The organism is Microcoleus sp. Z1_A1 (assembly GCF_036700305.1).
Lineage (GTDB): Bacteria > Cyanobacteriota > Cyanobacteriia > Cyanobacteriales > Microcoleaceae > Microcoleus.
In genome coordinates this window covers 103,705-125,242 of record NZ_JAUBOR010000003.1, presented here as the reverse complement: position 1 = coordinate 125,242, position 21,538 = coordinate 103,705, and the positions used below count along the sequence as shown (strand labels likewise).

Annotated in this window: 17 protein-coding genes; 10 read left to right on the top strand and 7 right to left on the bottom strand. The window is 46.3% G+C overall.

Going from position 1 to position 21,538, the window contains the following annotated elements; genetic code table 11:
- Positions 1-18: 18 nt before the first annotated feature.
- The 3 genes from QT973_RS02960 to QT973_RS02950 form a co-directional block, all read right to left on the bottom strand.
- Positions 19-1,314 (bottom strand): dihydrolipoamide acetyltransferase family protein, encoded by a 1,296-nt coding sequence (locus QT973_RS02960; protein ID WP_333055090.1) that lies wholly within the window; start codon positions 1,312-1,314, stop codon positions 19-21.
- Positions 1,315-1,487: 173 nt separating this feature from the next.
- Positions 1,488-1,928: a YlqD family protein gene (locus tag QT973_RS02955; RefSeq protein WP_333054966.1), complete on the bottom strand. Its 441-nt coding sequence runs from the start codon at positions 1,926-1,928 to the stop codon at positions 1,488-1,490.
- A 154-nt stretch (positions 1,929-2,082) separates the two neighbouring features.
- Positions 2,083-4,032: a long-chain fatty acid--CoA ligase gene (locus QT973_RS02950; RefSeq protein WP_333390552.1), complete on the bottom strand. Its 1,950-nt coding sequence runs from the start codon at positions 4,030-4,032 to the stop codon at positions 2,083-2,085.
- Between the two features lie 135 nt (positions 4,033-4,167).
- Between QT973_RS02950 and QT973_RS02945 the strand changes: the two genes are divergently transcribed.
- Positions 4,168-5,163 carry a leucine-rich repeat domain-containing protein gene (locus tag QT973_RS02945; protein ID WP_333390549.1) on the top strand — a complete coding sequence of 332 codons (996 nt, stop codon included), beginning with the start codon at positions 4,168-4,170 and terminating at the stop codon, positions 5,161-5,163.
- An 8-nt stretch (positions 5,164-5,171) separates the two neighbouring features.
- Here the strand turns inward: QT973_RS02945 and QT973_RS02940 are convergent, their stop codons facing one another.
- Entirely contained in the window at positions 5,172-5,474 is a 303-nt protein-coding gene (locus QT973_RS02940) for a UPF0175 family protein (RefSeq protein ID WP_333054969.1), read from the bottom strand.
- Positions 5,475-5,942: 468 nt separating this feature from the next.
- On the bottom strand, positions 5,943-6,080 hold the full coding sequence (locus QT973_RS02935; protein WP_333054970.1) for a hypothetical protein: 138 nt from the start codon (positions 6,078-6,080) through the stop codon (positions 5,943-5,945).
- A 779-nt stretch (positions 6,081-6,859) separates the two neighbouring features.
- Between QT973_RS02935 and QT973_RS02930 the strand changes: the two genes are divergently transcribed.
- The 8 genes from QT973_RS02930 to QT973_RS02895 all read left to right on the top strand — a co-directional run bounded on the left by QT973_RS02930 (position 6,860) and on the right by QT973_RS02895 (position 17,299).
- Positions 6,860-10,027: an ABC transporter transmembrane domain-containing protein gene (locus tag QT973_RS02930; protein WP_333390547.1), complete on the top strand. Its 3,168-nt coding sequence runs from the start codon at positions 6,860-6,862 to the stop codon at positions 10,025-10,027.
- Between the two features lie 325 nt (positions 10,028-10,352).
- On the top strand, positions 10,353-12,155 hold the full coding sequence (locus QT973_RS02925) for an HlyD family efflux transporter periplasmic adaptor subunit (protein WP_333390544.1): 1,803 nt from the start codon (positions 10,353-10,355) through the stop codon (positions 12,153-12,155).
- 59 nt (positions 12,156-12,214) lie between these two features.
- Positions 12,215-12,685 carry a HetP family heterocyst commitment protein gene (locus QT973_RS02920; RefSeq protein ID WP_333054976.1) on the top strand — a complete coding sequence of 157 codons (471 nt, stop codon included), beginning with the start codon at positions 12,215-12,217 and terminating at the stop codon, positions 12,683-12,685.
- 723 nt (positions 12,686-13,408) lie between these two features.
- A complete protein-coding gene (locus tag QT973_RS02915; RefSeq protein WP_333054977.1) occupies positions 13,409-13,669 on the top strand; it encodes a hypothetical protein in 261 nt (86 codons plus the stop codon).
- A 109-nt stretch (positions 13,670-13,778) separates the two neighbouring features.
- Positions 13,779-14,039 carry a hypothetical protein gene (locus tag QT973_RS02910; protein WP_333054978.1) on the top strand — a complete coding sequence of 87 codons (261 nt, stop codon included), beginning with the start codon at positions 13,779-13,781 and terminating at the stop codon, positions 14,037-14,039.
- Positions 14,040-14,167: 128 nt separating this feature from the next.
- The gene (locus QT973_RS02905; RefSeq protein ID WP_333054979.1) at positions 14,168-14,407 is read left to right on the top strand and encodes a hypothetical protein; all 240 of its coding nucleotides are present in this window, start codon (positions 14,168-14,170) and stop codon (positions 14,405-14,407) included.
- Positions 14,408-14,556: 149 nt separating this feature from the next.
- Positions 14,557-16,473, top strand: coding sequence for a hypothetical protein (locus QT973_RS02900; RefSeq protein WP_333390542.1), 1,917 nt, complete (start codon positions 14,557-14,559; stop codon positions 16,471-16,473).
- Between the two features lie 85 nt (positions 16,474-16,558).
- Positions 16,559-17,299 carry a peptidylprolyl isomerase gene (locus tag QT973_RS02895; RefSeq protein ID WP_333208756.1) on the top strand — a complete coding sequence of 247 codons (741 nt, stop codon included), beginning with the start codon at positions 16,559-16,561 and terminating at the stop codon, positions 17,297-17,299.
- A gap of 609 nt (positions 17,300-17,908) precedes the next feature.
- Here the strand turns inward: QT973_RS02895 and recQ are convergent.
- Complete coding sequence (gene recQ, locus QT973_RS02890; protein ID WP_333054987.1) at positions 17,909-20,104, bottom strand: DNA helicase RecQ; 2,196 nt, start codon at positions 20,102-20,104, stop codon at positions 17,909-17,911.
- Between the two features lie 97 nt (positions 20,105-20,201).
- Between recQ and QT973_RS02885 the strand changes: the two genes are divergently transcribed.
- Positions 20,202-20,486 (top strand): DUF427 domain-containing protein, encoded by a 285-nt coding sequence (locus QT973_RS02885; protein WP_333037862.1) that lies wholly within the window; start codon positions 20,202-20,204, stop codon positions 20,484-20,486.
- 333 nt (positions 20,487-20,819) lie between these two features.
- On the opposite strand, the gene QT973_RS02880 is transcribed toward QT973_RS02885, so the two are convergent.
- A complete protein-coding gene (locus QT973_RS02880; protein ID WP_333390540.1) occupies positions 20,820-21,485 on the bottom strand; it encodes an L-threonylcarbamoyladenylate synthase in 666 nt (221 codons plus the stop codon).
- Positions 21,486-21,538 lie beyond the last annotated feature (53 nt).

Below are 21,538 nucleotides of genomic sequence, written 5' to 3'. Positions count from 1 at the left end.
GGAGATTTAGGACGATCGCTAAAGCGTCAAAGACTGAGGATTTGTCTCAATCAACTTCGCTAAATCTTGCAAGAAAGACGCAGCATCAGCACCGTAAATAATCCGGTGATCGCAAGTAATATTCACCTGCATTTGGCGCTTCACTCCCATCAAACCATCTTCATTAGCCACTACTTGCGGCCGCGAAGAGCCGATCGCCAAAATCGAGCCTTGATTCGGCGGCAAAATCGCGTCAAACTTGTCTACTCCAAACATTCCCAAATTGGAAAGAGTAAAAGTCCCCGTGCTGTATTCATCAGGCTTTAACTGCTTGGTGCGGGCGCGATCGACTAAATCCTTCCAAGTGCGGGAGAGCGAATAAATATCGAGGCGATCGGCATTTTGCAACACCGGCGTAATCAAACCACCGCCATCCATCGCCACCGCTACCGCCACATTAATATCAGCGCGGTATTGAATTCCCGACTCCACATAAGAAGCATTCAGCAGAGGATGTTTTTGTAAAGTTACAGCTACAGCCTTCGCCAGCATAGCCGTCATCGTGACGCCCTTCGACTTAATTTGTTTGTAGAGTTTGTCCAGATTATCAGTAGTAATTGTGTAACCGACGCGGAAAGAAGGCACGCTCAAACTTGCTTCCATATTCCGCACCACCGCATTTTGCAGCGCATTCATCGGTACTTTTTGGCCCGAAAGTGCGATCGCCGGGACTGGTGCGGGTGCGGGTTTGGCTGCTGCGGGGGCGGGTGCTGCAGATGCCGGTGCGGGTGCTGCGGGAACTGTTACCGCTTGCTGAACCGGAGCTGGTTGAGCTTTGCCGGCTGCTGCTTCCACATCCTCTGCGACAATGCGACCGTTGGGCCCGCTGCCTTTGATAGAATTCAAATCTACTTTAAACTCTTTGGCTAATTTGCGAGCGCGGGGAGAAACGACGCTGCGGCCGTTTTGGCGACTAACATTTTGCTGTAAACCTGCTGAGGATGTAGCTGCGCTGACAGGAGCGGGGCTGGGAGCCGGGGCTGCGGCTGCGGTTGGGGCGGCGGCTCCTTGCTGCTGAGCTGTGGCGATTTCGGCTTCCGTTTCTGCTACCAGGGCGATTGCCGCCCCCACCGGAGCAACTTCGCCCGCAGGTACGATAATTATTGCTAAATAGCCTTCGTAGAAAGACTCCACGTCCATGTCGGCTTTGTCGGATTCAACGACTACCACCGTTTCGCCTTTTTCTACTTTGTCTCCGGCGGATTTGACCCAGGAAACAATTTTGCCCTCTGTCATGGTAGAACTCAGGGCTGGCATGAAAACTTCGCGAATCATCTGTAAAAAGTCCTTTTGTGTTGGTAATAGGTAATCGGTATTTGGCAATTGAGCATTGGCGATCGGCCACCGGCAATACTTATTATTATGCCAGTGTCTCGCATTCTTGATGTGTGACTGTTGACTCAAAATCAATTGCCAATTACCGATCGCCAATTACCACTTACCAATTTCTAAATATCACCTCGAATTTCTTCGACTATGCCGTCGCGGAGGAGAATTTCTACTTGCATTTTTTGAATCAAGTTTTCTCCCAGCCCGACAGTGAACGTGCCGTCAATTTGACCTTGACTCACTTCTTGTTCCAGGTCTAGCACCTGCACTTGCTGAAGCTGTTGCAGGTTTTGGTTTTTCTGTTCTAGCAGTTCGCTTTTTCTTTGATTCACCTGCACTTGAATGTTTTCTATTTGCTGCATTACTTGCGGGCCTGGGGGCTGCAAATTTGACTTTTGGATTTCTGAAATCATCCGCTGCCCTTGCATTTCTAACTGTTGTAGCTGAGAGTCTATTTGGTTGATTTGGGCTTGGAGTTGCTGTTGAGCTTCTTCTTTCCAGCGAGGAGTAACGACGACTTTAACGTTAATCGATCGCTTCAAGAGTAATTGTGGTTCCATAAAAAAGTTGTTGCTTGTCAATTAGGAATTAGGCATTAGTCATGAGTCATTAGTTGGTAAACCTGAACTAATGGCCCAGGACTGAGGACTCGGAATCGGGACTCGGGTGTTGGGATAATTTTTTCTTTTCCATTCCCCAAGTCCAGCGAATATTTCAAAACATCCCGTCAATCATATCGCGGTAGTGTTGCGTCACAACCGGGCGCTTAATTTTCAGGGTCTGGGTCAACATTCCATTCTCGATCGAAAATGGCTCCTGAATCAAGCGGAACGGGCCGATGCGATCCTCCGCGCGGTATCCAGGGCGATTTTGCACCTCTCGGTTCAATTCTTTGCGAAATAAATCTTGAATTGTCTTGCTATTCCAGTCAATTTCGTGTAAGGGGGGATTTTGAGTTTCTGCCCATTTCTGCACGGCTTCTGCATTGGGGACAATTAAGGCGCCGACGGATTTCTGGTCTTGACCTACTAGCATAATTTGGTCGATGTAGGGGCTGCGGACGCAGGCGTCTTCTATGGGCTGGGGTTCGATGTTTTCGCCGTTGGTGAGGACGATCGTATCTTTGGCCCGCCCGGTCAAGATTAAGTCGTTTCCCGGTGTCAGCCAGCCCAAATCCCCGGTGTCGAACCAGCCTTCGGAGTCGATCGCCTTGGCAGTCGCTTGGGGATTAAGATAATAACCTGCCATGATTTGCGGCCCGCGCGCCAATACTAAGCCGCGCTGGCCTGTGGGCAGTTGCTGTCTGGTTTCTGGGTCTACTATTTTAATTTCCGTATGGGCAATGGGCTGTCCTGCGGAACCTTTAAGATTGTGCCAAGGGCGGCGCACAGTTAAAACCGGCGAAGTTTCGGTTAAACCGTATCCCACCAACAAACCGATATTCGCTATTTCAAAGAAATTGTCTAAATGCGTTGCCAAAGAACCGCCGCCGCTAATTGCCCATTTTAAGCGTCCTCCCGTAGCTTCCCTGACTTTTTTGTAAACCAATTTTTCTGCCAGGCCGTGTACGGGCGACCACAGAATGCTTTTGATGCGGGCGATTAGTTTTTCGGAAGCAGAAGCCGGTTTCAAACTGAGAGTTAATCCTTGGGAAATGCGGCGGTTCTCGATGTATTGCTGGCTGGCAGATAACAGGAAATTCACCAATTTTTGTTTGTTAGGCGGCTGTTCCCGAAATTGCTTTTGTACGGCCTCATAAATCGATTCCCAGATGCGCGGAACGCTGACCATGTACTGGGGTTTGTAAGTTTTAAAGTCTTGTTTGAAATAGCGAATATTGGTGTAAATTTGCGTGCATCCTTGGGAAAGCAGGAAGTATTCGACGCTGCGTTCGTAAGCGTGCCAACTGGGCAACATACTGAGGGCGCATTCGCCCGGTTCTGGCTGGAGAACTGTACCTAAAGTGGTGACTTGGTGCAGCAGGTTGCCGTGAGTCAGCATGACGCCTTTGGGTTTGCCGGTGGTGCCGCTGGTGTAGAGGAGGGTGGCGAGGGTTTGCTGGCTGTGGTTGGTGGGTTTGAGGGGACGGTTGGCCCCTGTGGTCATGACTTGGGAAAATTTGACTGTGCTCAGGGTTTGGCTGATTTCCGGTTCTTCGTCCGAGAGGAGGACGATGAGTTGGATGGGCAAATCTGGGAGGCGGTGTTGCAGTTTTTTGAGTAATGCCAGGTTTTCGACTACCAAGGCGGTGCTGCCGCTGTCTTGGATGATGTACAGGAGTTCTTCGGGGTCGGCGGTGGCGCCTCGAACGGCGTTGGCGCCCCCGGCCATCATGATACCTTGGTCGGCTATCAGCCAGCGGGGACTGTTGTCTGCGAAGACGGCGACGCGGGGAGGGACTGCTTCTTCGGGATTTGGTTCGATGCCTAGGGCTTGGAGGCCGGCGGCGAATTGCTGGATTTGTTGGTACAGGTCGGTGTAGGTCAGCTTGATTTCTGGCTGGGTGTGGGGGTCGTGGAGGGCGACGGTTTGACCGAATTTTTGTTTGACGATCGCCCAAATTTCGGGTATCGATCGAATGGAACTGTAATCGATTAGCTTGCTGAGGTTCGCGCGTTCGCGATCTGCCATTTGAGATGATGCGTAAGATGCTGTGCTGTTCATAAGGTATTTTCCTGAGTTTGTGCAGATAAAGTTATTGGCTATAAGTTTAATATCACAGTTATTTTAGAACTATCTGGCAGTCTCGTGACAGTTTACCAACGTGCCATTGTCTATTCAGGAAATTAGAGGTACAAGATGATGAAACTTATAGTTGCACAGAAACACATAAATTTAGCAAGTTTGATAGTAGTTGCTTTGAGTGCGATCGTAGCATTATCTGGAACTAGCCTCGGAGTGAAGGCCGCAGAAGTGCGATCGGGAAACAGAACGTTTGCTGATTGGTGTCGCGAAAAAGCTTCCTTGAGTCCTGAAGTTAAACATACAGTAGAAGTGCTGTTGGAGAAAGCAGGAGCCACTGAGTGCGATGAAGCTAATCAGAAACTTTCGAGTCTCGCAAACCTCAGCCTCGAAAACAATAAAATCAGCGACATCAAACCCCTAGCATCCTTGACTAACCTGAGTGTACTATCCCTCGACAACAATCAAATTATAGACATTAAACCGCTAGCATCCTTGACTAACCTGAAAGGGCTGAGCTTGAACGACAATCAAATTATAGACATCAAACCGCTAGCATCCTTGACTAACCTGACTGAGATCCTCCTCAGCGACAATAAAATCAGCGACATCAAACCGCTAGAATCTTTGACTAATCTAACTTGGCTGTTCCTCAGCGACAATCAAATTATAGACATCAAACCGCTAGAATCCTTGACTAACCTGACTGTGATCCCTCTCAAAAACAATCAAATCAAAGATATCAAACCGCTAGAATCATTGACTAAACTGACTAGGCTGTTCCTCAGCGACAATGAAATCAGCGACATCAAACCGCTAGAATCCTTGACTAACCTGACTGTTCTCGGTCTCAACACCAATAAAATCAGCGAGATCAAACCCTTACAATCCTTGACTAAACTGGATTATCTCGATCTCGACAACAATAAAATCAGCGACATCAAACCCTTACAATTATTGACTAAATTGACTAAACTACACCTCATAAATAATCAAATCAGTGACATTAAATCTTTGCAATTTTTGACAGAATTGCGTGCTTTATATCTCAACGAAAATCCAATTTATCCCAAAACTTGTCCTCTCAAGCCAGAGTCTATCTGTAAGTGGTAACTCTAGAATTAAATGCTAAAACTTTCCCACAGTTCGGAAATAGGGTGTAATTTGCCTTCTTTAATTTGCTGGAGGGAGTTACAGAGGCTGGCTAAGACGAGTTCGGCAGGATCGTCATCGGGATCTGCGGGCGGGGGGACAATATGGCGACTGATTAATAGTTGGTAGAAGTCGTCCACAGACATTACAGCGAGTTGAGCGGCTTTATCGAGACTGAGGCTGTGCTGCTGATAAAGTACGATCGCCAATTCTATCCTCACATCGGCTTCAGTCAGGGGGAGATTGTCGGGAAGGTCGATCGTAATTTGCATGATTTATAGTACATTTTAATTTCAATTGTCTCTGAAGTGCGATCTTACAGATTCATTAAACTTTGATTCATTGTTTCTGCCTGTTCCTAACTTTTACAGCTATTGTGCAAAAGGCATTTGGGAAGTCGCAATGAGTAACGTGCAGGCTGCTCAATTACTAGCAGTTGCCTTGACTGAGCACAACTCAGGTGAAGCGGCATGAAATAGGGTGAATTCAACAACAGATGATAGGGCTAAGATGTGCCGAAAAGTACCCTTCCTCCCATCCCCAAAAGAATTTAACTCGATTGTGCGGCGGCAATCGCTGGGGAGCATCTCATATTTGTAAAAACACTTTTTCTGGCTCCTTCCTTCTTCCTTCTTCCTTCTTCCTCTTTTCTCCTGGCTCCTGACTCCTGACTCCTAACTCGAATTTCTAGCGGAGGGCGGCTTTCATTGAGATGCTCTCAATCGCTGGATTCTGCATAGTTAATTAGTCGCCACAAGTGTCTGGCATTGCATCACAGTAATTAACCGCGAAATCACCACCGTCAATCTTGGTTTCAACAGTGTCAGTAATTGAAAATACAAAGACTTGCCACCGCCCGTCGGGATGACAATCATCATATCCAGTTTTTGTAAAGCAGGTTCGACAATTTCCTGAGTTGGTTGTTGGATTCTACACTATTCCATGCTTTTGGAGAACCAATACACTGAGTGCGATCGCACAAAATTCCTTAAGCAGAGAAACCGATACTTTTAATCGGGGTTTAGATTGATAGTGATGGGTAGCGATAGTGATGGGTTTAGGCCATCACAGAAGTCACCCCCAAATGGAAGACCGTTATCAATAGCAAAACTTTCCATCTTACTTTAATCCGTTATATACCCAGACCAGAGGGTCAATTAATTGCTTGAATTGCTGCTACAAATTAACAGCCATCAATATTTCTTTACCACGATCCGGCCCTGGATTTCACAAACAAGCGTCGAAAATTGATGGTTTTTGAGTTGTGAATGTCAATTTCTGTGTATATATACGTATACCCGACACAACACCTGCCTCGCCCAGCTTCACAGAATCTTCACAAATATCCGTATAATTACTGTAGGTTTATAAAGATTACGTAAAGATTGCCCTTAAAGGTAGCCAAAACCACGATTCTGTAAGTTAAACTGAGAGCCAGCCAAAACCACACTTACGTAATCACCACAAAATCCTGAAAAAACGCAATTTTATATATCCTAAAGGCGTTGAAGGGATGCCGTAACTAAGAGGTGTTAATCGGACATATCGACAAACAGTTTGTAAGCCAACTAGGTTGCAACTAAACCAATAAAAATCGCTCATAACCGGGTTAGTTGCCATTCAAAAAAAATGAAACAACTTTTTGACAGGGTAAGTTATGAAAAAAAAATTAGGGGTGGGAAATCAACTTTTTAAAACCCCAGAAGCCTTGGAAAATTTCCCGGCTATTCAGAAAATTTTCGAGGAAGTCGGTGCAGGGCAGACTTTAGTGGCGAAATTAAATACAGCCTGTGAAATTTGCGAGTTTCAACTCGGAGATGAAATCACTCAATATCAAACATCAGATAGTAAAAATTTCCTTGAAAAAAAACAGAGCGATTCCCTACGGGATAGCTTCGCTTCACGCAATTTTTATTTAGTTTGCGAGGGAAGAGTCAGGCTGCTAGCGGTAGAAGCGTCGCAACAGCAGGAGATTTCGGCGGTGGTACTGGAAGTCGGAGCAATATTTGGCACAGATCACCTATTTATTGAAAGCGGACTGCCTTACAGGGCTATTGCGGCTGGGACTTGCCAAATCGGTCGAATTTCCGCCACCACATTGGAGCTGATTTTAGAAGAATTCCCGCAACTGCAACTGCACTGGCGGCAAGAATTTCAAAAGCGACAGCGGTTAATCTTTTTCAAGACACAAACAGATTTGCGATCGCTCCCTCCCCACAAACAACAGCTTCTGTGGCCCCACTTAGTTCCTTACATAGAAGAAATCCGAATTCCTGCCGGAGTTTCCCTCACCGAGCACTGCCAAAACTCCAACAATCATTTTTGGCTCCGCAGCGGTCAAATTCAAGGTCAAGCACCGCCCATTCTCGGCAGTAACTGGGAACATTCAGACGTAAAGAGCGACTGGATAGCGGTAACAGACCTGATAATTTACCAGCTTAGCAGCGAACAGTGGGAAATCGCCAACGCCACAATTAGTTCCGAAAGCAATTCCCGCCCTAAAATCATCCGCAAACCTCCAATCTTAAGCTTAGTAACGCCGCCCCAAAAGGCCAGCTCTACCTCACAAACCGAGCCATCAAAATTAACCGCAGTTGCTCAGCAAAAACCCGCAACCGGAATCATCAGCTTTCCCAAACCCAAGCATCGGCGCTGGTTGAGCAGCAGACACCCATTCATTCAACAACAGAGTTCAGCAGATTGTGGAGCTACTTGCTTAGCCATGATTAGCGAATATTGGGGTAAGAAATTCAGCCTAAATTACTTGCGGGAATTGGCAGAAATCGGCCGCAGTGGCGCGTCGCTCAAGAGTCTGGCAAAAGCAGCGGAAAGGATGGGATTTCAAACCCGTCCCGTGCGAGCTTCTTTAACTCCGCTGCGAAATCAAAATCCCTGGATTGCTCACTGGCAAGGCAATCACTACGTGGCAGTTTATCGCTTTAAAAATCAACAGGTTTTAGTGGCCGATCCGGCGGCGGGCAAGCGGTGGATGAGCATTAAAACTTTTACCGAAAATTGGACTGGGTACGCCCTAATTTTAGACCCAACAGCGGAACTATACCGCAATCACACTGCCGAACATCAAGGTATCAAACTTAAAAATTTTGTGGGCATAGTCTGGCCCTACCGGGGTGCGATCGCCCAAATTCTGATTCTCTCCTTGTTGCTCCAATTATTTGGTCTAGTTACTCCCCTATTTACCCAAGTAATTCTCGACCAAGTGGTTGTCAGCAAAAGCGTAGTAACTCTGCACGTTTTTGCGATCGGGCTGCTGCTGTTTAGTGTTTGGCGAACGCTGTTGGGTGCAACGAGACAGTATTTGCTGGATTATTTGTCGAACCGCATTGACTTGACTTTAATTAGCGGCTTTATCAGTCACACTCTCAGTTTGCCGATCAAGTTTTTTGAATCTCGTCAAGTGGGCGATATCTTGACGCGGGTTCAGGAAAATCAAAAAATTCAGGCATTTTTGACTCGCCAAGCTATTACGGCTTGGTTGGATGCTTTGATGGCTGTAGTTTACATCGGACTGATGGTTTACTATAACTGGCGTCTGGCGTTGTTGGTGCTGGCGTTGATTCCGCCGATCGTGATTTTGACTTTAGTTGCAACTCCCTTTCTGCGAAAAGTGTCGCGGGAGGTTTTTACCGAAAGTGCCAAGCAAAATTCATCTTTGGTGGAAATGATTACTGGGGTAGCGACGGTTAAGGCAACTGCTGCTGAGCGAGAAATGCGCTGGCGCTGGGAAGACCAATTAACCTGCATGATTAATGCTAAATTTCGCGGGCAGAAGTTGGCGAATTCTTTGCAGGTGATCGGGGGTGGGATTAATACTTTGGGGAGTACGGCTTTGCTGTGGTATGGGGCAATGCTGGTGATTCAAGACGAGTTGACGATCGGTCAATTTGTGGCTTTTAATATGATGATTGGGAGCGTAATTTCTCCTGTGCTTTCAGTGGTGGGACTTTGGGATGAGTTTCAAGAAGTGCTGGTTTCGATCGAGCGTTTGGATGATGTATTCTCTGCCCAACCTGAAGAAAGCCCTTACAAGCCAATGCTGGTGCTGCCTCGCATTCAGGGAAACGTCAAGTTTGACAATGTTTCTTTCCGTTATGCTCAGGATGAGGAACGCAATACGCTGCAAAATCTTTCCTTTGAGGTGCAAGCTGGAGAAACTGTGGCAATTGTCGGCCGCAGCGGTTCGGGTAAGAGCACTTTGGTAAAGTTGCTGCAAGGTTTCTATTATCCAGAAAAGGGGCGGCTGACAATTGACGGCCACGATATTCGGCACATTTCTTTGCAGTCGCTGCGAGTTCAGTTGGGTGTTGTTCCTCAAGATTGTTTCTTGTTTTCGGGAACGATTTTGGAAAATATTACGCTGTATAAAAACGGAAGCGATGCTGCTTCTGCAAGCTTGGAACAGGCGATAGAAGTGGCGAAGCTAGCAGAAGCTCACGCTTTTATTCAAGATATGCCGCTGGGTTATCAAACTCCTGTGGGGGAAAGGGGAACGAGTTTGTCTGGGGGCCAGCGACAACGAATTGCGATCGCCCGCGCTCTTTTGGGCGATCCCCGGATTTTGGTTTTGGATGAAGCAACTTCTTCGCTGGATACCGAATCTGAGCGCAGGTTTCAGCAAAATCTCGCCCGCATTAGTCGCGATCGCACTGCGTTTATTATCGCTCATCGGTTGTCTACGGTGCGTAATGCCGATCGAATTTTGGTTCTAGACAAAGGCATTTTAGCCGAACAAGGCAACCACGACGAATTGATGGCTGAACGCGGACTTTACTATCACCTCGCTCAGCAACAACTGGATATTTAAGTCATTAGTCATTAGTCATTAGTCATTAGTTATTGGTCATTAGTCATTGGTCATTAGTCATTGGTCATTAGTCATTGGTCATTAGTCATTAGCAAGACAAGGCTAAAGATAATTTTCATATCATGTCCGATCGATTAACCATAATATCCCGGTCGGGCGGGTTTTTGAGATTGTCAATTATTAGCAGGTATTGTTGGCGAACCCTCCCCTACAAAAATCGATCTCGCTCGACCGGAAATGATATCACTTACTTCTGACTCCTGACTGATAGCTCCTAACAACTGCCAACTGCCAACAGTCAAAAGACTAATTTGGAGGAAAGACAATGTTTTCAGAAGATGGCAAACAATTAGGCCGCGCTCCTAACGAAATAGGTGAAGTCTATGGGGGCGTAGCTTCTAGGCAAGAAAACGAAATCCGAAAAAAAGAGCGCTCTTTAGAAGTTGTCGAATCTCAAAATCGCTCTTCTCAAACTCATGACGGTATCAATATTGCCAAGTTGCGGCAGCCTGATGCGAATAATTGGTCTACTTCTTTGCACTCGGTACTCGACCAGCCGCCAGTATATTTTCCCCAGCGGTTGATATTAGGAGGAATGGTTTTTTCCGTAGCTTTTGGAGCGTGGGCAACTTTGGGAAAAATTGACGAGGTTGGTCATGCTCAGGGTAAATTAGTTCCCAAAGGCGCTGTTTACAAAATTCACCCGACGGAGACGGGAAAAATTATTAACCTCGCTATCAAAGAAGGTCAAAAAATCAAAGCTGGACAATTATTGGCGGAATTAGACCCGTCGAATGCCCAGAGCGAGGTGGAGCGTCTCGATCAAGTTTTGGACGCTTATCGAATTCAATTGATGCAAGAGATGAGTTCGATCGAGAGAACTAAACTGGAAGCGGAAGCTAGCCAAGCTATTGCTGCTGCTGACAAGCGGGGGGCTGAAGCTGCGATCGCCCGCGCGATCGCTTCAGCGGCCACCACGCAGTCTCAAATCGAGCAATTGCAAGCAGATGTAGTGTCTCAGCAAGCGCGGCAACAACAGCTCAAACCTCTGGAAAAGGATGTGCAAGACTTGCTCTCGCAACTGAAAACAGATATTAACTCCCAGCAAGGGCGGCGCGATCGGGTGAAACCATTGCAACGCAAGACTCAAGAATTGCTGTCGCAATTGCAAGCAAAAGTGGTGGCTCACAAAGAGCGGATCGCGCGTCTCAAACCTTTGGTAGATGAAGGAGCACTGTCAAAAGACGTATTGTTTCAAGCTGAGGAAGCTCTGCGGGAAAGCGAAAATGCCGTGATTAGAAGCCAGTTGGGAGAGACAACTCAGGCTGACGATCGTGCCTTTGAAGTCGAGCAAACCGTTCGCGACAGGCAAAGTGCTGCCATCAGGAGTCAACTGTCTGAGGCAACTGGGGTTAAGGAAAGGTTGTTTGAAGTCGAGCAAAATTTGCGCGATCGAACTAGCGCCATTTCTAGAACCCAAGGTGAATTAACTCAACAACTGGCAGAAGTCGATCGACTGCAAGCCGAAGCCGCCAGCAAACAAGCCGCAGCGCGCCAAATGCAGTTAGAAAAAGAGCAAAAAATTCAGCAGTTGGAAATGCAATTAAATCAAGTCAAATCCAAAATTGCCGAAACCCAAACCCTGCTCGATCAAGCAAAAAATCAGCTCAAACAAAGATTTCTCTACGCACCCGTCAGCGGAGTCATTTCCGCACTCAACGTTCACAACAAAGGCGAAGTAGTTCAACCGGGTCAAACTATTGCAGAAATGACTCCGAATCACGCTCCTCTGGTGCTGGAAGTGAGTTTGCCGAACCGAGAAGCGGGATTTGTCAAAACCGGAATGCCGGTGCAAGTCAAATTCGATGCTTTTCCTTATCAAAATTACGGCGTGATTCCGGGAAAAGTTTTATCTATTTCGCCGGATGCCAAAACAGACGAGCGATTGGGTGTTTTTTACCGGGTGGAAGTGAGTATGGATCGAGACTCAGTGAAAGCCAAAAACCAAACCTGGAAACTCAAAGCTGGCCAAACAGCTTCTGCGGAAATTGTCATTCGCCAGCGCAGCATAGCCGACATTTTGCTTGATCCTCTCAAGCAGCTACAAAAGGGCGGCATGAGTTTGTAGAACTTAGTTAAGTGGTTGTTGTCCTTTGTCACTCTTTATACACAAAACAGGATAAAATAATGAATTCCCAATTTCACCATTCTGCCAATCATTCCCAAGTTGGAATCAAACCAGAACAATTGGATGAGATAATTTCAGCCATCCTGGCAGGAAAGTATTCTTGGGCTTGTTTTTTACTTTTGCGGTGCACGGGTTACAACCCCCTCGACTATATCCCTTACCGTACTTCCAACCGCTTGCTTAAGGAAAACAGTCAAATCGGCAAGTCGAGTAAATCGGAAGCTAAGCCTGCATTGGGTAAAATTGCTGATTTAGATTATGTGGAAGTGGTGAGGGAAAAACGAGCCGGAGTTCGAGGGGGTTATGTAACAGAGGCTTTTACCGAGTTGCACTCAGATACCGCAGGTTTTGGACTTGAAGTCAAGGAAGGGCAATATCTCTCGATGCCGAAGGTTGAGTGTTTGCCAATTCCAAGTCAAGGATTTTTTGCGGGATTTAAGACGCGCTTGTTTAATTTGGCGGGTAAGTAATTTAGTCGAGAGATCGACAACCCGATTGCGGGCGTTGGGTGTACCAATTCTTTGGTTGACTCACCGCGGGCGATCGGGTTTTTGAGTGTCGAACATCCGCACTTCCGATAAATCTGCCAAAATGGCAACCTCGTGTGGCGATCGTACCTAATACTTTGTTAAGTAGGTCAACCTAAAAAAAGGGAATACCCAGATAAGCTGTTCGGCATTTAAAGGACTTGCGTAAGGTGCGTCAGCATCTAAGGTTTTCCGTTTCAGCGTAAGGGTTCACTCCTGACGCACCCTACTAGCCTCGTTACTGGTTTAAATGCTCCACAGCTTACCCGACTTCTTTAAGAAGTCGGGTATCTAAGATAATAACCTTTTACGTTGACTCAATCTCAAATCTCAAATCTCAAATCTCAAATCGGTTGACCTGTAATTCCTGCGGTTTAGCCTGGGCAGTCTTTATCTATACAAGTTATCAATTGAGCTAAATACTACAATCTTCCAGTCTCGTTAATAAACTCTAAAACGAGGCTGATTTTTGTATTTCAAAATACCTCGATTTTTTGTAGCTTTTGGACGAATAATTTACAAATATTCATGAATTTGAATTTACATTTTAATTTTCACAAATCTGCCAAATTGGCAACACAGCTCTAATTAGTCCAGATATATTAGGTACATCGAAAGCAAACAAGATTGCTTCGAGCAAGCACTTAACCAACAAGGGAAAAAACCATGATTATCTCTGACCTGAACCATGTCGAAGTTGTTTCCGAAGCAACCAGAATCGAAGGCGGTTTCACTGAATTTGATTTGATTGTCGGCCTAGTTTCATTCGGTTCATTCACTGCTGGCGTAGCAATTGGTAACGTAGCGGTAGCCGACGCTGGTGCCGATGCGATCGGTTATGGCTCATTTACCAAGGCTGCTACCAGCACATTTACGACTCCTTTTTCGAGTTCATCCGGTGCATTTTCCGTATCGGTTTCCGATTAAAAATTTGTCGCCAGTTGCTAGTTGAATAAGTCCGAACTGCTGGCAGCAAAACGATAGAATTACACAGTTTTTTAGTCAAACAAACCTGCAATAGTAAAGGCAAAAAACCATGATTATCTCTGATCTGAACCATGTAGAAGTTGTGTCCGAAGCAACCAGAATCGAAGGCGGTTTCACAGAATTTGATTTGATTGTCGGCAACGTTTCTTTCATTTCACTGACTGCTGGTCTAGCAATTGGTAACGTAGCTGTAGCCGACGCTGGTGCCGGTGCGATCGGTTATGGCTCATTTACCAAGGCTGCTACCAGCACATTTACGACTCCTTTTTCGAGTTCATCCGGTGCATTTTCTGTATCGGTTTCCGATTAGGAATTCAGTCGCCCGCTGCTAGTATAATTAAGTCCGCACTACTGGCAGCGGAACGATAAAATTACACATTTCTCAAGTCAAAAATACAGGCGTATCCAAGAATAATAATCAGATAAAGGTAAAAATCAATGAGAATTGAGGATTTGACATATTTGGATAAATTTTCTGACGAAGGCAATATTGTTGGCGGTTTTGCTTCAGTCGATATCAGTGTTTTTACCTCCGCGATCGGTGCATTCACCTCAACTGCTGCTAATTCTCAGTCTTGGGCAGTATCTTCGCCTTACGGTGGTTCTCTAGCGGTTGGTTACGGTCAGGTATTTGCGATCGCCTACACTCCCCCGTCATTTCCCAAGTTCCGAAACTAGATTCCGTGAATAATAGAAATTAAATAATTTTTATTATCTCGATAGGGTAATGAAATCAAAATAAAAATGTATAGCTCCATTGCTTTGACCCAGAGCAATCTTCAGTTGATTTATCCAGCTTAAAACAAATTTTAAGGAGATTAACAGCGATGCCTCAATTAGACGCATCTGCTCCTCCTACCCTAACGGTCGGTAGCAGCAGTCCAAGTGGCTCTAGCTTGTTAGCGGGTGGAACTGGTGCAAGTAATAGTGAACTTACTAACTATTCAGCATCTTCAGAACCAGCCCCAACAGCTAACATTTCTACTCCCAGCGAGGTTTCAGGAGGCAGCAGCAGTTCTGCCAAATCCACTTCATCCACTTCGGACAGCGGTGCAGGGAGTACAAGTAGTGCGACAGGTACTTCTCCAACGGGAGAATCTAGCAACAGCAGCCAAACAGTCTATACTCCGGGAGCCACCTCCAGCAGCGGTAGCGCTACAGCTACAGCCTCGGCGGGGGCTTCTCCGACGACAAGTGCCACAACTTCAGCCCCGGCAGCAACACCAACACCAACACCAACACCAGCACCAGCACCAGCACCAACACCTGCACCTGCACCTGCACCTGCACCTGCACCAGCACCTGCACCTGCACCAGCACCTGCACCGTTAGGAGACAGCAGCGGTGCCAGCAGCAGCGCGACAGCGACTTCTCCGACAGGGAACAGCAGCAGCAGCAGCACTCAGACAGCATCGACTCCCGGCGACACTTCTAGCAGTGCGAGCGCCTCAGCTAGCAGCGGTTTAGATGCTCCGCCAACTACTAGCGCCACAGCCCCAGCACCAGCGCCAACACCTGCACCTGCACCTGCACCTGCACCGTTAGGAGACAGCAGCGGTGCCAGCAGCAGCGCGACAGCGACTTCTCCGACAGGGAACAGCAGCAGCAGCAGCACTCAGACAGCATCGACTCCCGGCGACACTTCTAGCAGTGCGAGCGCCTCAGCTAGCAGCGGTTTAGATGCTCCGCCAACTACTAGCGCCACAGCACCTGCACCTGAACCAGCACCAACACCTGCGCCCTCAGAGAGTAGCAGTTCGAGCGAAACGAGCTCGATCGCCAATAATCAAGGCGTTACTAACAACAGCAGCGCGACAGTAACTTCCCCCGCAGGCAGTAGCACTAGCACTCAGACAGCCTATACTCCGGGAGCTACTTCTGGGAGTGCAGAAGCAACCGCTGCTACAGGCGCTCCACCAACAACTAACATCGCAACACCAGCGCCAACACCAACACCAGCGCCAACACCAGCGCCAACACCGCCAACACCCTCAAATAATCAGGATGCGGGTACGGGTGGTGGTGGCAGTAGCGCGATCGCTTCTAATCCGACAGATAACAGTAACAGCAATAATTCGATCGCACTTCCCGGTAACAATGCCAACAGCAATGCTGAGACAACGCCGCCTCCAGAAATGATCGCCCCAGAAAACTATCCTGACGCATTAACTATCAGCTATGACAGCAATGGCGACGGATATTGGCTCGGCACCAACGAGAGCGATGTGATTACTGGCGATAGCGGGAGCGATCGAATTTTTGCAGGAAGCGGCGACGATATTGTCACAGGTAACAAAGGTGATGATGCGATTCATGGAGGCGATGGAAACGACACTTTGCGGGGAGGAAAAGGTCAGGATTTACTGATTGGCGGCAACGGCGACGATTTTCTTTGCGGCGACTTCGGCACCGATACATTGATTGGAGGTAGCGGCGCTGATACCTTTGCCTTTAGATCCGAAACAGCGAGTGCAGCAGCTAATCCATTGTTAGCCGATCGAGTCGTTGATTTCAATTTCGCTCAAGGCGATCGAATTGGGCTGACAGGGGGACTTTCGGTAACAGACTTGACACTCGTCGCGTTTGATACTGACGGTGACGGTACGACAGACGCCACTCTGCTTAAGTTTAGTTCAAATAATGGCGATCGAATTTTAGCTGTTGTTTTGGGAACAGTTAACGCAGCGGGTGCAACAACTTTGAGCAATGCTGATTTTATTAGTTTGCCAAATGACATCTTGTAGCTAACCCTTAACCGTTAACCCCAACTACCCCGCAGGAATCTTCGGGGGATGAAGTTAATAAATTCATATAGGTTGAGAGAGAAAGATGAAAGACTTTTACGGGCCAATGATTGAAGCAAGTGAAATCATCGAACTACTCAAACAAGAGATGCAATTAAAAACATTTAGTCAAAAGGTTTTGCATAAAAAAGTTATTGAGAAAGCAGCCAAGGAACGGGAGTTAACTGTGACTCCAGACGAAATTCAAGCTGTGGGCGACCAACTCCGCCGCGAGAAGCGTTTGGAGAAAGCGGCGGACACGATTGCTTGGCTGGTCGATCAGATGATTTCTGTAGAAGATTTAGAGGCCGGGATTCGCGATCGGCTTCTCAGCCAAAAACTAGCCGAACACTTATTCAGCAAAGAAGTAGAAAAGATTTTTGTTCAAAACAAATTGCAATTCGACCAAATAATTCTTTATCAAATAATTGTTGCCAACCCCCAGCTTGCTCAGGAACTATTTTATCAAATTCAAGAAGGAGAAATCAGCTTTTTCGATGCTGCTCACCTTTACGATATTGACGAAAATCGTCGGCATATATGCGGTTGCGAAGGCAAGGTTTATCGGTGGGGTTTAAAACCAGACATAGCCGTCGCCGTATTTAGCGCTCAACCCGGAGAAGTAATTCGTCCAATTGAAACAGAACTAGGATATCACTTGTTTCTGGTTGAAAAGTTTCTCCCAGCGGAATTAACCCCTGAACGGTATCAAGAAATTTTGCACAATCTGTTTAACGAATGGCTGGCTAACGAAGTCAACCATTTATTGTACACTTCTAAAGTGTAGAAACTTAATTTCTCGCCGTCAAAAACCCCTATATATAATTTTGCCAAAACAAAGTACAATGCTAAAACTTAGGGTACTTCTGGGTGAAGAGAGAGACTTAATATCGTTTCCGGCTGCATCAATATTATTCAATCCTTGGGGCTGTGCGTGAGTGTAAACAGTCTCATGCTTGTGCATTTAAATATTCCTCCCTCTCACGCACTCTACTACTTAGATAAAAACTGGTTTTACGAGGTACTTATAGCTCAATAAGGTTCAGTTAAAAAGGTATTTTATCGCCCTAGCAGCTCACGAAAATTGAGAACAAAAGAAAGTCTCGGCGATAGCTTCTGGATTGCTTCGTACCCTCGCAACTGCGCGAATCATAGCGAACAATGACACACTTAGCTAACCCAAGCTTACTGACTTATAGCCCTCTTAAAATCACTTGTTAAATTTAAGTTTTGCCCACCCCCTATACGCCAGCTAGCAAAGCCAAATGAAAAAAATATATCTGTTAAAAACGCCACTCTAATATATTATCCCAAAAGCTACTTTTTGCATTCTCATTTTTCCCTCCTCTCTATTAATTATCTGCGTCCATCAGCGTACATCTGCCTACATCTGCGGTTAAAAACCGACATAATTTTGCCGCCACCAAGCCCGCACAAACTTAATTTCCTCAAACGTATAACGTTCTTCCAGAAAATCATAAATTGCTCTCAGTTTTTCATCCCCCATAACTTCAATAGCGTACACTATCGCCTGCTGGCGTTCCGATTCTACCAACAAATTTATATCAACTTCCCGGCCCATTTCCATCAATTCTATCAGATGCCCAGAAATAGTATTAGGGCTCATCCCCCGCGCATTAGCTATTCCTTGAACAGTCAAACCTTGTCGGTATAATTCCCAGGTTTGCATCTGCGAATAAGACGCAACGTTGGAAAGATTTGGAAGATTAGCGACATCAGAAGATGCAGCACCACTTGGCAATCCTTGTTCTTGACAAAAAGTGCGTATTGCCTCCAAGAAAACCTTACCGTACTTATCTCGCTTGTTGCTACCAACGCCGTAAACTTCCTCGAATTCTCTGAGATTTTGCGGGCGTTTTTCTGCCATATCTCGCAAGCTTTTATCGGCAAAAACTACGTAAGGTGGCACAAATTGTTCGTCGGCAATTTGTTTGCGTAGTGTCCGCAGTATGCTAAATAAAGCTTCTACTTCTACTGCCAAAGACCGAACTTTCGCCTGTACTTCCCGTTGGGGTTCAATGGCGATTTCAACTGTGCGCTGACGTTTCATAATTTCCCAACTTTTTTCATTCAGTTTCAAAATGGGAAATCCGTCTGTTCTTTCCTCTAAAAAACCTTGATTTAACAGGGAACGACTCAATTTTTTCCAATCGTCTGCACTTCTATCTTTGCCAATTCCGTAAGTAGAAAGTTTGTGGTGCTGGTATTGCAATACTTTTTGATTTTTGGAACCGCGCAGCACGTCAATAATGTGATTCATGCCGAATTTTTCTTGGCATCTGGCGACGCAAGAAAGAAATTTCATTGCCTCAATCGTCCAATCTTCTACGGGTTTTTGGTTGCAACAGTTATCGCAAGTACCGCAGTTTCCGGGGAATGAATCGCCAAAATAACTTAACTGGATTGTGCGACGGCACTCGGTGGATTCTGCATAGTTGATTACTCGACGCAACTGTTGGCGGGCAATTCGTTGTTCTTGCGGGTCGGGTTTTTGCTCGATGATGTAGTCGATCATTTTGACATCGCCGTAGCCGAAAAATAAGCTGCAATGGGCGGGTTCGTTGTCTCGGCCTGCGCGGCCGGATTCTTGATAGTATCCTTCGAGATTCTTGGGTAAGTCGTAGTGAATTACAAACCTCACGTCTGGTTTGTTGATGCCCATACCAAAGGCTATTGTGGCTACCATTACTTGCACGTCGTCGCGAATGAAGCGGGTTTGATTGGTGGCGCGATCGACATCGTTCATGCCGGCGTGGTATGGTAAGGCTTGGATGCCACTTTGTTGCAATTTATAGGCAACTTCGTCAACTTTTTTGCGGCTGAGGCAATAGATAATTCCCGAACCGCCTTTTTTTTGGATGATTTGCAAAACTTCGGCAAAACTGTGTTTGGTTTTGGGGCGAACTTCGTAGTATAAATTGGGGCGGTTGAAGCTGGCGACGTGGATGTAGGGATTTCGCAGAGTTAGCTGCTGGATGATGTCTTGGCGGACGCGCTCGGTGGCGGTGGCGGTTAGTCCCATAATGGGAATGTCGGGATATCGATCGCGCACTCGCTGCATTTGCCTGTATTCTGGTCGAAAGTCGTGCCCCCATTCCGAAACGCAGTGGGCTTCGTCGATCGCAAATGCCGAAATTCCTAACTTATTTGCTACTATATCTAAAAACGGTAAAAATCTCTCACCGAGCAAGCGTTCGGGTGCAACGTAGAGCAATTTAATCTTACCTTCGAGAATTGCTGTTTCGCGCGATCGGGTTTCCTGAGAGCTCAAAGTGCTGTTGAGAAAAGTCGCCCCAATTCCATTATCCTGCAAAGCCTCCACCTGGTCTTGCATCAGAGCAATTAACGGCGAAACAACCACTGTCAATCCCGGTTTCAACAGTGCCGGTAATTGAAAACACAAAGACTTGCCACCGCCCGTCGGCATGACAATCATCATATCCCGTTTTTGTAAAGCAGCTTCGACAATTTCCTGCTGTCCCGGACGGAAAGAGTCATAGCCAAAAAAATGTTTAAGAGCTTGTTCCAGGGACAGTGGCACAGAAGATATTGGCGGATGAGACGCTGGCATTTGCAGTAGTTGGTTGTTGGCTTCTCAACTATTCTATGCCTTTTGAGCACAAATACAGTTACAATAATTGAGAATCTCAATTTAACCAGAAAAACAGATGCCGAAAGCAATTTGGAATGGTGCCGTTTTGGCCGAGAGCGACAAGTGCGAAATTGTAGACAACAACTATTATTTCCCCGCCGATGCCATCAACCGTGAGTATTTCAAAGACAGCAGCACTCACACTACTTGCGGTTGGAAAGGTGTTGCTAGTTACTACAATGTCGAAGTCGGCGGACAAGTTAATAAAGATGCTGCTTGGTACTATCCAACTCCAAAAGATGCTGCTAAAAATATTGCCGGATATATTGCTTTTTGGAAAGGAGTTAAGGTAGAGGCTTAGGTTTTTTCCGCAGGTTTGTTAGCTGGCGATTCCGACAGGCCGCCAGGGAATTAATTCCCTGGCTCATAGCTGAAGTCGTCTTAAGACGACTGTGGAAATTAGGGAGGAATAACATAAGTTGCGATGAGTTCAAATAGAAATAATATCTAATATCTACTGATAGCGATTGCTCCTATGATAATTGTCAATCCTTTAAAATATAGGACAGAGCTTAATTAAATTCAATACCATAACCGCTATATTTAACAGTCCTCTTTGAGAGGACTTTCGCTCTCTCGACGGGGGTTTTGAACCCCCGGCGGACTGTTGGAGAAGCGAAAGCATCCTCAAAGTTTAATCGTTTTCCCAAACGGCGACAGCTTCCGAACCCAAACCACGGCGAACAACAATCGGTTCGCTTTGTGTCAAATCGAGAATGGTAGAAACTTGATATCCCGGATCGGAACCGTCATCGACAATGATATCTACTAACTTTGAAAAACAATCAAAAAGTTCAGCTTTGCCAAAACTTTCTGCTTTTTCTGCTGGCACCGGTGCAGCACCTTCATCATCCGTGGTAATGTGAGCGGATGTTGAAATAATTGGATTTCCCAAGGCTTCCAACATGGTAAAACAAAGCCGCTGGTCTGGAACGCGAATTCCAGTGGTTTTGCGCTTCGGGCTCATTACCAACCGTGGCACTAACTTGGTAGCTGGCAGCAGAAATGTATAAGGCCCTGGTATTAACCGCTTGATAATTCTGTATGCTTCATCGCTGACTGTAGCATAGTCGGTGATATTTGACAGAGATGAACACAGGAACGTTAAAGGCTTATCATTGGATAGTTGCTTGATCTGCCTGACTCGTTCTACAGCAGACTTGGAGTTGAGATCGCAGCCGATCGCATAAACTGTATCTGTCGGATAAAGCATCACTGCCCCATCTTTTAGAGATTTGTTAATTTTCTCGATCCGGTCTCTTTGGGGTGCAACTGGATGCACTTCGTAAATAGTTGCCATGTTAAGATATTGCAGGCTAAGTGGGCGATCGAAATATCGAGTGAAACAATCAA